The 13,026-nt window shown below is 44.1% G+C and carries 8 protein-coding genes; 5 read left to right on the plus strand and 3 right to left on the minus strand.

Translation table 11 applies throughout. The features are described 5' to 3' along the window. Nucleotides 1-29: 29 nt before the first annotated feature. On the plus strand, nucleotides 30-1,733 hold the full coding sequence (locus T3H97_RS09445; protein ID WP_328802367.1) for a methyl-accepting chemotaxis protein: 1,704 nt from the start codon (nucleotides 30-32) through the stop codon (nucleotides 1,731-1,733). 95 nt (nucleotides 1,734-1,828) lie between these two features. Here the strand turns inward: T3H97_RS09445 and T3H97_RS09450 are convergent, their stop codons facing one another. Beyond that, nucleotides 1,829-3,103, minus strand: coding sequence for an oligosaccharide MFS transporter (locus T3H97_RS09450; protein WP_328802368.1), 1,275 nt, complete (start codon nucleotides 3,101-3,103; stop codon nucleotides 1,829-1,831). A gap of 602 nt (nucleotides 3,104-3,705) precedes the next feature. Between T3H97_RS09450 and brnQ the strand changes: the two genes are divergently transcribed. After that, nucleotides 3,706-5,064, plus strand: a complete 1,359-nt coding sequence (gene brnQ, locus T3H97_RS09455) for a branched-chain amino acid transport system II carrier protein (RefSeq protein WP_328802369.1) — start codon at nucleotides 3,706-3,708, stop codon at nucleotides 5,062-5,064. Nucleotides 5,065-5,079: 15 nt separating this feature from the next. Here brnQ and T3H97_RS09460 read toward each other — a convergent pair whose 3' ends face one another. Beyond that, nucleotides 5,080-6,000, minus strand: coding sequence for an AraC family transcriptional regulator (locus T3H97_RS09460; RefSeq protein ID WP_328802370.1), 921 nt, complete (start codon nucleotides 5,998-6,000; stop codon nucleotides 5,080-5,082). A gap of 181 nt (nucleotides 6,001-6,181) precedes the next feature. On the opposite strand from T3H97_RS09460, the gene yicI reads away from it, so the two are divergent. Beyond that, nucleotides 6,182-8,506, plus strand: a complete 2,325-nt coding sequence (gene yicI, locus T3H97_RS09465; protein WP_328802371.1) for an alpha-xylosidase — start codon at nucleotides 6,182-6,184, stop codon at nucleotides 8,504-8,506. Between the two features lie 159 nt (nucleotides 8,507-8,665). Here yicI and T3H97_RS09470 read toward each other — a convergent pair whose 3' ends face one another. Next, the gene (locus tag T3H97_RS09470) at nucleotides 8,666-9,619 is read right to left on the minus strand and encodes a serine hydrolase domain-containing protein (protein ID WP_328802372.1); all 954 of its coding nucleotides are present in this window, start codon (nucleotides 9,617-9,619) and stop codon (nucleotides 8,666-8,668) included. Nucleotides 9,620-9,892: 273 nt separating this feature from the next. On the opposite strand from T3H97_RS09470, the gene T3H97_RS09475 reads away from it, so the two are divergent. Together T3H97_RS09475 and T3H97_RS09480 are read left to right on the plus strand one after the other, a co-directional pair. Then, entirely contained in the window at nucleotides 9,893-11,611 is a 1,719-nt protein-coding gene (locus tag T3H97_RS09475) for a methyl-accepting chemotaxis protein (protein ID WP_328802373.1), read from the plus strand. Nucleotides 11,612-11,701: 90 nt separating this feature from the next. Further along, the gene (locus T3H97_RS09480) at nucleotides 11,702-13,012 is read left to right on the plus strand and encodes an MFS transporter (RefSeq protein ID WP_328802374.1); all 1,311 of its coding nucleotides are present in this window, start codon (nucleotides 11,702-11,704) and stop codon (nucleotides 13,010-13,012) included. Nucleotides 13,013-13,026: the final 14 nt, after the last annotated feature.

Below are 13,026 nucleotides of genomic sequence, written 5' to 3' on the forward strand. Positions count from 1 at the left end.
TACGAGACAGTTACGGGAGGAAGATAAAGATGTTTAAATTAACGTTAAAGAAAAAAATAATTAGTGCAGCGCTCATACTAGTTATCGTACTGTCCCTTTCAAGTGTTATAGGCGTCATTAAGATGTCGGAAATGGGGGAGGCTTCTGATAAGGTAAATAACAAGTCTTTACCTGCGGTTATTCTTCTTCAAGGTATGGATAAGCAGATTACAGAAATCGATAGACTCACCGTTCGAATGATACTCGAAGAGGATGCTGCCGTTCGCAGCACTTATCAAGAGGAACTAACCAAAGCTACAGCTTCAATGGATAAGAGTGTAAATGAATATCAAAGTTTAGCCTCTACGGCAGAGGAAAAAGAACTGTTCACCAACTTTTATGGTCAGTGGGCAATGTATCTTCGCCATCTTAAAGTGGTTTCCGCTGCCATGGAGGAAAACGATAAAGTGATGGCCTATATGATCATACATGGAAATACTGCAATTTATAAGGCGGCATTAGACGACGTTAATAAATTGAAGCTGCTTAATGAGCAGTACGCTACGGATGCCGCTAATCAATCGAGTGATTCCTACCATTCAGGTAAACTGTTTATGATTTCTCTGACTATCATATGTACAATCCTTGGCATTATCGGTTCTTTTTTACTGGCTCAATCGTTCACTAAGCCCATATTAAAGATAGCGGAACAGATGAAGCTGGTAGCCAGGGGGAACCTGCAAGTGGAACCCCTTAGGGTCCGATCCAAAGATGAGGTCGGGGAACTGGCATCCGATTTTAATGAAATGTGCGATTCACTTCGCAATCTTTTAAAGGAAGTTGTGGATAATTCCTTACTGGTTGCCTCTACGGCTGAACAGTTAACGGCTAGTGCAGAACAGACAAGCATTGCTACCGAGCAGATAGCTATAAGTGCCACTCAGGTTGCGGAGGGATCTCAGACACAGCTTGCAGATATAGCTGAAACGCTGAATTACACGGTAGACGTTTCTAAAAGTGTAGACAACATAACCAATCGTTTTGTTCATGTGGCTAATCTCACAACCCAAGCACAAGAAAAAGCAAACAACGGGAAAACCCAAATGTCTTCGACTGTCTCCCAAATAAGAGATGTGCATACCAAGGTAACTCAATCCGCTGAAGTGGTAAATATTCTAGGCGAAAAGTCGGCGGAGATTAAACAGATCACAGCTATGATCAGTGATATAGCAGCCCGAACCAACTTGCTTTCATTAAATGCGAGTATAGAAGCTGCGAGGGCGGGAGAGCAGGGAAAAGGGTTTGCGGTTGTTGCTTTTGAAGTACGCAATCTGTCGGCACAAGCAAGTGAAGCAACGGGCAAGATCTCTTCTCTGGTTAATGAAATTGCCTTAAGAACAGATGAAGTTGTGATTTCAATGAATGAAGGTGTTCAATCTCTGAATGAAGGCATGATGCTTGTCGAAGGTGTAGGTAACGTTTTTTCTGAGATTGTAGGTGCCGTTGAAGAAGTGAGCGGTGAGGTGGACACTGCGGCTGTAGAAGCAAGATCCGTAAATGAAGGAACCGTTTCTATGGTGGAATCGATGAAGAAAATTGCTGAAATCTCCGAACGTGCAGCAGATTCTACTCAAACAGTCGCAAGCGTAGTCGAGGAAACTACTGCATCCATGCAGGAAGTGTCTGCAGGTGCTAACATGCTTGCCAAGAGGGCGGAAGAGATGAATCAAACGGTGTCGGTATTCAAGATTTAAAATAAGCTTCAAATCAACTGGAGTTAAGAGCGGCAGCCTTGGACGAGAAAACAAGTCCTAGACTGCCGCCGTTTTGTTAAGCTCAAACCATTAGATTACGAATGAACTGCTTCAGCTTTTTTGGCTGCTCTTTTCAGATCCTGTTTACGGCGTTCCTCTAGATACCGCTCTCCATTCTTCTTGTCTGCTGTCAGTGTAAAGCAGGATAGGATGGTGAATAGGCCTGCAATGGAACCCAGAATTACATAAGTAATCGGGAAATTTAATACTTCATACATATGCCCGACAATGGGCGAGAAAATGGAAACCACCAGCGAGCCCATAAACAAATACAGCAGGTACATAGTGGAGGACAAGCGCTGGTCAAAGTTAACGGTAATATATTTGAAGATGGCTACCAGAATAAGCGGTTTCTCCAAGGAGTGAATCATCTTCATTGCAGCGACCCATATGGAACCGAATGGCAACGAAGAGCCGATGATACGCAAAGACATAATCGACCCGGCAATAATTAATGCCCATTTGGCGGTCGTTTTGTTCACAAACCAAGGGGTAACGAAAAGGAACACAAATTCCAGAAAAACCTGCACAGCGCTCAAATCGCCAAGGAATTGATTTCCTTCCGCTTTGGAACTGAACTGTGATACAAAGTATGTGGCAAACTGTTGGTCATATACCTCATAGATTTGGGTTACACCAACCATGAATAGCATAAGAAACCAGAACTTTTTGGTACGTACGAGATGCAGCACATCAATGAGCTTCAATGATTCTGTTTTCTGCTGCTCCTGTCCAGAAATTTCGACTTTGGTCAGGAAGATGCAGATCATGGCAACAACGGCAGATACGGAGGCAATCCAGAAGGTCAGATTTACATTGATATTGATGACCCGTCCTGCAACAAAAGTAGCCGCCGCCCACCCAAGTGAACCCCACATACGAACCCGTCCGTATTCAAAGCCGTATTTACGCGAAACTTTGTCCATATACGAATCGACGACACCGTTACCTGCATTAAATACCAGGCCGATAAATAGCGCACCAACAATGGCACCAATGACGAACTGCGTTTGAAGCAATGGACCGTACACATAAATAAAAAAGGGTCCGACGAGCAAAAGAATCGTAAAGAGTATGTACAGCAGATGTTTTCTCAAGCCCAGCTTGTCAGATAAGTAACCGAACAGGGGTTGCATGATCAAGGCCACGATTGAGTTAGCCGCGTATAGAAATCCCGTGTAGGTTTCTGAAATTCTCAGGCTTTGTCCCAGCCAAATGACAAAAAAAGACATGGCAGCAGACCATGTAAACAGATAAGCGAAGTTAAAAATACTCAGAGACCAATAGTTGCGTTTTGCCAAATTCATCATGTTTAAGCACCCCTTCAAATTGTAGCCGCTCAATGAGTTATCAACGTCAACGTCAATATGCATTGTCTATACTATTAATTGTAAGGGATTATTCATTTGCTTCCATAGGGCATTTTCCCAAGATTTCCTGTGCTTATTTCAATCAGTTGAGGATTCGAATAAAACAGCAGATCCTGATATAGATTAAATTGGGGCTCAATCTATTTTAAATATGTTGAAGAGGAATAGTTAGGGGATGAATAGTGAAAAGATTGAACCATGAGAACATGCTGTGTGTAACTACATCTACATCTTGTAAGAAATAAGTCCTAAGTGTAAAATTCTCTTATAGTTCATTAGACTCACTGAGTTCTTTCTGCAAGTACAAAGTTACTTGAAACACTGATCGTATATAGAGTATTGTGTAACGATGAGTTAAGACGAAACCCACTCATCCTAAAGGCACAGGTTAGAACGAAAGCACGAGGATTACATACTCTAGCCAATCAGATACCGTTCTTTGGATGTAACAATGGGCTACGTCCCTATTAACATATATTATACAAATTAAAAAGAAAACGAATAAAACAAAATGTTGTGAGTTCGTGGTTGGAGGATTTATTATGTCTAAAAGTGTTTCTACGTCCTTTATTATTATCATAGGATCAATGTTATTTGCCTTATTTTTTGGTGCAGGAAATCTAATCTTTCCACCTATGCTTGGGCAGATGGCTGGAAAGAATGTATGGATAGCCAATGCTGGTTTCTTGGTTACCGGAGTTGGCTTACCATTACTAGCCGTCACAGCCTTTGTTTTTTCGGGCAAAAGCAATCTGCAAACTTTAGCGAGTCGTGTACATCCTGTATTCGGCATTCTCTTTACAACAATCCTTTATCTAGCCATTGGGCCTTTATATGCAATTCCTAGAACTGGTAGTGTGTCATTTGAAATTGGAGTAAAACCTTTTTTTTCAGACAATGCAGATCATCCTGTCGTACTTTTTGTATTTACTATCCTTTTTTTTGCAGTTGCATGTTTGTTATCACTTAATCCTACAAAAATTATTGATGTCATCGGAAAGTTCCTAACACCTATTAAATTGACATTCATTGGATTACTTGTGATTGTAGCTATTATTCACCCAATCGGAAAATTCCAAGAACCTGCGGAAGGTTATACATCGAATGTCTTTTTCAAAGGCTTTCAAGAGGGTTATTTAACATTGGACGCTCTTGTAGCCTTTATTTTTGGAATTATCATTGTGAATGCAATTAAGGATAGAGGGGTTACTACAAAAAAAGAGTTGATGATCATTTGTGCTAAAGCGATAGCAATTGCGGTTATACTCTTAGCCTTTATCTATACGTCTCTTTCATTCATGGGAGCTTCTAGCGTTGAAAAATTGGGTGTTTTAGGAAATGGTGCTGAGGTGTTAGCTAAGGTTTCCTCCTATTATTTTGGATCTTATGGTTCTATTCTATTAGGCTTAATGATTACAGTAGCGTGTTTAACCACAAGTGTGGGGCTTATCACTTCCTGCTCTTCCTTTTTTCATGGATTATTTCCGAAAGTCTCTTACAAAAGAGTTGCTCTCATGTTATCTATATTTAGTACCCTTGTAGCCAACATAGGTTTAACACAGCTCATCAAGGTTTCAACGCCAGTATTAATGGCAATATATCCTATTGCTATTTCTCTAATATTTTTAACTTTTTTACATCCCGTATTTAAAGGAAAGTCAGAAGTATATCAAGGCAGTTTGATATTAACCTTTATCATTAGTTTATTTGATGGCTTGAATGCTGCTGGAATAAAAATTAATGTAATTAACGATTTTTTCACTCATCTTCTTCCATTATATAATGTAGGGTTAGGGTGGTTAATTCCCTCTGTTTTGGGAGGCGTAGCTGGCTACATATTTGCTAAGTTAAGAGGAAGAAAAATAATTTTAGTACTTATGAAGCCCAAAAAAAATAAATGATTTATCCTATGCATATTAGTCTGTTATATAAGGGACAGCAAGCGCCTGATCTTCTTCGTGCTGCTTACGGTACTGCGAAGGGGTCAGGCCGTTCCATTTTTTAAAGGTGGCAATAAAATAGCTTAGATTGTCAAAACCAACATCCAGCGCAATATCAACCACTTTGCGATCACTTTGCTCCAGCAACCTGCAAGCCTTTTGAATCCGATGATAGTTGATATATTCTACCGGACTTTTCTGAACCATCTGCTTAAAAAAACGGCAAAAATGCCCTTCACTCATTCCAATCTCATCTGCGATCTCCCGTAAACGTATAGGCTCATGAGCATGACTGTTGATATACGCCAACGCTTTTTTGATCCGTTCAACTTTGTTGCGTTGACCTGCCATAATCACATCCTCTCCATTAGCGGGGGTCATGTGTGGGTACAGGCAGGCAATCATGCTATAGAGCTGCGCCTTGGTCGCCAGTTCACGGGCAGGCGTATTCTGCTCATGGCTGGTGATAATGTGTCGCAATGCAGCCAGCACCTCTTGCTCCCAGGGCTGCACGCCGCGAATGTGAGGGGGAGGGACAAGCTTTTTACTGATAAATGGGTCAATAAACTGCGTCTGCACCGTATCCTGCGTGCGGCTGTGCAGCATGTCTGGATGAAACACCACCGCAGAGAATACGCAGCGAGCGCTTTTTTGTAAATAACCTGCGTGAAGCTCACCGCTGTTGACAAAAAGAGCTTCACCTTCGTTCACCTCCGTATAGACCATATCCGTCTGAAATACGGCGCTCCCCTGTTCCACTACGATAAACTCCATCTCTTCATGCCAATGAGACTCCAATATACTATTTCCGTTCAACTGCTCCACGCTTGGGTATACGCTGACTGGGTACATGGGATTGCCATGAATGCGGTTTTCCCGCAACATTTCTCTTTGCATGTCTATAACTCCGTTTCTACAAACTGATTTATATAGAAAACATCAAAATATTGATACAATACGTCAAAATAAACGAAGTAAACCCTTACATAAATCAATATTATTATAGTAAGGATTTCGGAAAAATCCAACAAGCGATTTGGAATCAAGAAAATAAAGATTGAAGCGGAGGAAGTAACAGATGAAATTTACTGATGGCTATTGGATGGTTCGCAAGGGCTATGAAATACAAAATCCTGCTGAAATCCGTGATATTGTGACGGACGATGCTTCCATGACGGTATATGCAGCGACTCACCGGATCGAGCACAAAGGAGATACGCTGAACGGAGCGTTGCTGAAAGCGACCTACAGTTCGCCTATGCCGAATGTCATTCAGGTGCGTCTGAACCACCATAAGGGACGGGTGCATCAGGGGCCGAATTTTGAAATTCACACCTTGCCAACAGAGGTAGACATTACGGTGGATGAGGGCGCAGCGGTACTTAAAAGCGGCGATCTGAGTGTGCGAGTCGGTCGTGGGAAGAGCTGGGATGTAGGCTTTTATATCGAGGATCGTAAAGTCACAGGCAGCGGACATCGGGGACCAGGCTATATTACAGACCCGCAGGAGCAGCCTTTTTTCCGAGAACAGCTGGAGCTGGGCATCGGTGAGTACGTATACGGACTCGGAGAGCGTTTCACCCCGTTCGTAAAAAATGGCCAAGTGGTCGATATCTGGAACGAAGATGGCGGGACTAGCAGTGAGCAGGCCTATAAAAACATTCCATTTTATCTATCTAATAAAGGGTATGGTGTGTTCGTTAACCATCCGGAGAAGGTATCCTATGAGATTGCATCGGAAAATGTATCAAAGGTTCAGTTTAGCGTCTCCGGCGAATCGTTAGAGTATTATATTATTGGTGGAGCTAACCCTAAAGAGGTACTGGACAATTACACCAAGCTGACGGGTAAGCCTGCATTACCACCAGCCTGGACCTTTGGTTTGTGGCTGACCACTTCGTTCACAACAGATTATGATGAAGCGACAGTGAACCATTTTGTGGACGGGATGGCTGAGCGGGATCTGCCACTCTCGGTATTCCATTTTGACTGCTTCTGGATGAAGGAATACCAATGGTGCGATTTCCAGTGGGATCAAGACATGTTCCCAGACCCGGAAGGCATGCTGCAGAGATTGAAGGCAAAGGGTCTCAAAATTTGTGCATGGATCAATCCGTATATTGCTGAGAAATCCATTTTGTTCGATGAAGGCATGGAGAATGGTTATCTGGTCAAAACCGCCGATGGCGGCGTATGGCAATGGGATATGTGGCAGGCGGGGATGGGGCTGGTTGACTTCACGAATCCGGCTGCAGTCGCCTGGTACCAGGATAAGCTGAAGGTGTTGGTAGATCAGGGGGTGGATTGCTTCAAAACTGATTTTGGCGAGCGCATCCCTACCCATGTGGTATATCATGACGGATCTGATCCAATGAAGATGCATAACTATTATACGCATTTGTACAACAAGGCTGTATTTGATGTACTGGAGGAAAAGCTGGGTAAAAATGAAGCCGCGTTATTTGCGCGTTCCGCTACAGCCGGGGGGCAACAGTTCCCGGTTCACTGGGGAGGAGACTGCTCGTCAACGTATGAGTCGATGGCTGAATCCTTGCGAGGCGGTTTGTCGCTTGGTTTGAGCGGCTTTGGCTTCTGGAGCCATGATATTAGCGGCTTTGAGTTAACGGCTGCGCCGGACGTGTACAAACGGTGGGTACAATTCGGACTTTTGTCCTCCCATAGCCGTCTGCACGGAAATGAATCCTATCGCGTGCCTTGGCTATTTGACGAAGAATCGGTGGATGTGGTGCGTAGCTTTACGAAACTCAAATGCTCGCTGATGCCATACCTGTATCCTTCTGCTGTGGAATCCTCGGTAAAGGGACTGCCGATGATGCGGGCTATGGTATTGGAATTCCCACAGGACCCAACCTGTGCAACGCTGGATCTGCAATACATGCTGGGGGATTCCATTTTGGTAGCCCCAATCTTTAATAAAGAAGGCAATGTGCAGTATTATGTACCAGAGGGTCAGTGGACAAATTTACTTACGAATGAGAGAGTGTCAGGTGGTCGTTGGGTTAACGAGCATCATGATTTTACAACTTTGCCTGTGCTCGTGAAGCCGAACACACTGTTGGCAATCGGTCATGAGGACAGTCGTCCGGATTATGATTATGCTGATCAAGTGGCTCTTCATTTGTTTGAGCTTGGTGAGGGACAACAGGCTCGAACGGTTATCGTGAATACGTCAGGTAAAGAAGAGCTAACGGTTACTGCTAGCCGCAAGGATTCTGTCATTAAGGTGAAGGCAGAAGGTGCTGTTAAACCATGGTCGGTAGTCCTGCGCGGTATCCACGAGGCTGTTCAAGTGGAGGAAGGCAGCAGCCAGCCGGGAGTACAGGGTGTAATCATTACACCAGCTTCCAGCGGACAGCAAGAGCTTACGATTCACTTGGGCTAGGTAAGGCGCTAGAAAGTGGATGAAGTATGTCACAATGTAGCGATTATATGCAAAAAAGGGCTTGCCTGATCCAACAGGCAAGCCCTTTTTGATGCAGATTTTTGATAGAGACCAATTTGAATAGAGACCAGTTGCAACTTTTAGCTTCGGTATCTATTCCTATTCATTCTGCTGGAGTAGCAGCGGTACAATATACTGCCGGAAAATATCCACAGGAGTCCGTTTCTTTTTGAATTTATCAGCGGTAACGACAACAACCATGTCATACGACGGGACGACAACAATATATTGCCCACCAAAGCCGAGAGCGTAAAAATAGTCCGTTTCAGTTCCTATCTCTGTTTCATCTGAAAAGGAAGAAGTCCACCAGTGCCAGCCGTAAAATGCTTTTTGTGGTTTGGCAGCAGGAAGAAACGGACGGATTGAATATCGGACTGTCTCTGTTTGGATGATCTGCCTTCCTTCCCAGCCTCCTTGGTTCAGATAAAGCCGTCCGAATTTGAGCATGTCCATCGGCCTGAGATGCAGTCCGAATCCACCCGTATGAGTGCCCTGAGGATCGGTCTCCCAATGGTAGCTTTCGATACCGAGCGGTTGGAATAATTGCTGCTCGGCAAATTCAGCAACTGTTTGTCCAGAAACATTACGTAGTATGGTGGCCAAAAGTTGAGAACAGCCAGAACTGTATTCCATTCGCGTGCCTGGCACATCCGATAATGGCTGTGAAAGTACAAATTGCACCCAGTCTGACGTTTTGCTCATGGTAGGAAAAGAATTTTGTCCGCCAAATTCCGTCCAGTTAAAGCCTGCGGACATCGTCAGCAGATGTTCAATCGTAATATCACGCTTTCGAGAATCACTATCTGTGGCCAACTGGGGAAAGAATTCGAGGATCGGCGTCTCCGGTTTCGGTCCCCGTTGCTGGTCCATAGCGATACTAAATAATGCGGAAATCACGCTTTTGGTACAGGAATTTATTTTATAGAGTTCGTTAGCAATTTGAGGTTCACGATAGTAATTCATGATCATGTTACCCTGCTGCTCAATAAGGCAGCTGCGGGTTTCCAACTCGTTAAGCACGTGAATAAGCGGTTTTAGTTCCAGACTGTTCATGCAGTTCCTCCTTGAGGCTTATGGCATACCAACACTTAGTATATCATTTTTAATAGTCCGAAATTCGAAGAGTACAAACTGAAAACAGTTCATTTCCCTAATTATGAATTTTTTTGTTTTTTGATATTAAAAAAGATATATATGTTCACTGAATAGACACAAGTATATTTAAAAATCTATACACTATTTTCTATTTCATTCAAAAAAACAATCGAATAAAACGATATATAGTAAGTTGGACATTTTATTCAGAAATAACTGGGGGACCGATTCATGAATTTAACAATTAAGGCCAAAATGATTCTTAGCGCGATACTGATCCCGAGTGTGATTGCAGCTATGCTGCTTACCAATTACATTTTAAGCGTACATAGTGAGAATGAGTACAAGGATATTATGAATCGTGAAGAGGCTATTGCGTATAACTCGAAGTCTCTTCAATTTTTGTTAAACGGCATATCTAATGATGAGCGGGCATATTTGCTAACTCGTGACGAACAGTATGGGAAAGAGATCGGAAACAAGCAGAGTGAAGTTGCAAAGTTGCTACAGGAGACAGAAGCTCTGCTTAGTACAGGCAATGAGGATTCTAAGAAAAAGATGACTGATCTCAAGACGGGGATTAATACCTATATGAATCAAGTTCATCGTTTACTGACTACAGCGGGGTATCAGAGTACAAGAGATGATGCTTTCCCGCCATTTTCTGATTTGCTCGATGATTTTGAAAACGAACGGGTGTTGCGTAAGCAGCTTGATACCAAGGTAGTAGCATTCGTCAAAGCTCAAGAAGATATGGTAACGGTGAAAGTACAGCAAGCGCACCAAACGATGACGAATACATCCTTGATTACGAGTATTGTAGGACTTCTAGTTATCATTTACAGTATTTTTCAATCCATTGTTCTGATTCGTTCAATTCGTCCATTACACCATATGAATGAGCAGCTGTTGGAAATGTCTGAAGGTGGGGGAGATTTGCGTAGCCGACTGGATATTACGTCCAAAGACGAAATCGGTATGATTGCAAGCTCCTACAACAAGCTTATTGAGGGATTCCGCAGTATTATAGTGGATGCTCAGGATACGGCGCGTACATTAACCGTAACCGCAGAGCGGGTTAGCGTAAGTACAGAGGAAATGAATCAGGCCAATCGTCATACTTCCGGTGTAATGGAAGAGCTAGCGGCTGGTATGGAGCATCAGGTCGATGATATTACACAAACTACAGATACCGTGAAAGAGCTAGCCCACGAACTGGAGCATATTGCAGCTACGAGCCAGCAGGTGTACGAGTTATCTGATACAGCCGCTAAAGATGCAGAAGCAGGAGAACAATCTATAGGTCAGGCTATGCGTCAGATGGAGAAGGTAAGCGAAAGTGTAGACAGCTCTGCACGTGCTGTGCGTTCACTTAGTGAACAGGCCGAACAGATTGGCATGATTGGAGCGGTCATTACCGGAATAGCCAAACAGACAGGGATGCTGGCGCTCAACGCGTCGATTGAAGCGGCAAGAGCCGGAGAGCAGGGCAAAGGATTTGCTGTTGTAGCCTCTGAGGTAAGAAGATTGGCCGAGCAGGTATCAGTTTCAGCAGCAGAAATTACACAATTTGTGCAAAATATTCAGGAGCATGTTGGAAATGTCGCTTCCAGTATGCAGACCGGGACGATTGAAGTGCAGTCTGGCGTAAAGGTCATGCAATCCGCAGAAACCGCATTTCGTCAGATTGGAAGTTCCATTCAACAGGTCAGCGAACAGATTCACAGTGTAAATCGGTCCGTAGAACAAATGTCCGGCGGATCCGAGCGAATGGTGGAAGCAGTAGAACGTATTCGTGAAGTAGCAGAGCAGTCGGCAGGGGGAACCCAGAGTGTCAGTGCGGCGGCTGAAGAGCAACTGGCTTCCATGGAGGAAATTGCATCATCTATTCATACACTGGCGGATATGTCGCAACTGCTGAATGCAAGAGTCGGTGGATTTAAAGTGTAGCCGTATAAATCCTCACCAATGTAAACACAATAACATCTGTTGAACGAATCAGAACAGCTGTGTTATTACTTTTGCAAAGGTGGTAACGGGATGCAACAAAATAAAGGGAATCTGCTTGCGTTAGGTTCCATCCCGCTGATGATGACGCTGGGTAATTCCATGCTGATTCCTGTTTTACCGGAAATTGGACGTAAGCTACATGTAAGCTCTTTTCGGATCAGTATGTTGATTACAGTATATGCGGTGGTGGCCATTTTACTGATACCGATTGCGGGCTATCTCTCCGACCGATTTGGCCGTAAGGCGGTGATTGTTCCCTGTCTGATTCTGACTGTGATTGGAGGCGGGATTTCTGCGGTGGGGGCATGGCTGCTTCACGATTTGGCAGCTTACTGGACCATTATTGCAGGCCGTCTACTTCAGGGTGCGGGAGCGGCAGGGGCTTTTCCTATAGTCATTCCGCTTGTGGGTGATCTGTACGAAAAAGAGGATGAGGCCAGCAAAAACCTAGGGATAGTTGAGACCTACAACACCTTTGGTAAAGTGTTAAGTCCGATACTCGGTGCCGCATTGGGAGCTGTTCTATGGTTTTTGCCATTGGCGGTGATTCCGGGACTTTGTCTGATTTCGCTCATTTTAGTGCTTTGGCTGATCCATGTGCCTAAGCGTAAGAACCAACCGATTATGTTTCGAGAGTTTGTGGGAAATGTGAAGCAGGTCCTTGCCGAAAAAGGACGCTGGCTCTATGCTATTTTTGCTATGGGCGGTATTTGTATGTTTGTCATTTTTGGCGTCCTGTTTTACTTATCTGACATACTGGAAAGTCGTTACAACCTCCATGGAGTGTGGAAAGGTTTTGTGTTAGCCATTCCGCTGATTTCCCTCTGTCTGTGCTCTTATGTAGGAGGCAAGATCATCGGCAAGCACAAAAAGCGCATGAAGTGGATCGGTTTCAGTGGTTTGGCCATATTGACGATCAGCTTTGCCATTCTCGGATTTTTCCAAAATATTTATGCGGTGATCGGATTGTTTACGTTAGGCGGCGGCGGAATTGGGCTCGCACTGCCTTGTTTGGATTCCCTCATTACGAAGGGAATTGAAAAAGAGGAGCGCGGAACCATTACTTCGTTGTATAGCAGTATGCGCTTTGTCGGGGTATCGTTAGGCCCTCCAGTTGTTTCCTTGCTCCTGGGCAGCAGTGGACATGGTCTGCTCTTTGGCGTGATGGCCGCAGTGGGAGGTATTGCAGCCCTGCTGATGCTGTTTGCGGTCAGACCCAAGCAGGATGAACCAACAGACGACAAATCCACTGACCCTATGAATGTGGATGAGGGGCTAACAGATGTGTCCCGAGAAAAGCCTCTTTCTCCCAAGCTAAGACGCAAAGCTCCTGTGAAATAAAGAAAAACACCCGT

Source organism: Paenibacillus sp. LX16, assembly GCF_036252815.1.
Classification (GTDB): domain Bacteria; phylum Bacillota; class Bacilli; order Paenibacillales; family Paenibacillaceae; genus Paenibacillus; species Paenibacillus polymyxa_B.

What these genes read in the sequence shown, in the direction of transcription:
- T3H97_RS09445 (WP_328802367.1), top strand. Translation starts at nt 30, where the DNA reads ATGTTTAAATTAACGTTAAAGAAAAAAATAATTAGTGCAGCGCTCATA.
- T3H97_RS09460 (WP_328802370.1), bottom strand. Translation starts at nt 6,000, where the DNA reads ATGCAAAGAGAAATGTTGCGGGAAAACCGCATTCATGGCAATCCCATG.
- T3H97_RS09480 (WP_328802374.1), top strand. Translation starts at nt 11,702, where the DNA reads ATGCAACAAAATAAAGGGAATCTGCTTGCGTTAGGTTCCATCCCGCTG.
- yicI (WP_328802371.1), top strand. Translation starts at nt 6,182, where the DNA reads ATGAAATTTACTGATGGCTATTGGATGGTTCGCAAGGGCTATGAAATA.
- T3H97_RS09475 (WP_328802373.1), top strand. Translation starts at nt 9,893, where the DNA reads ATGAATTTAACAATTAAGGCCAAAATGATTCTTAGCGCGATACTGATC.
- T3H97_RS09470 (WP_328802372.1), bottom strand. Translation starts at nt 9,619, where the DNA reads ATGAACAGTCTGGAACTAAAACCGCTTATTCACGTGCTTAACGAGTTG.
- brnQ (WP_328802369.1), top strand. Translation starts at nt 3,706, where the DNA reads ATGTCTAAAAGTGTTTCTACGTCCTTTATTATTATCATAGGATCAATG.
- T3H97_RS09450 (WP_328802368.1), bottom strand. Translation starts at nt 3,103, where the DNA reads ATGATGAATTTGGCAAAACGCAACTATTGGTCTCTGAGTATTTTTAAC.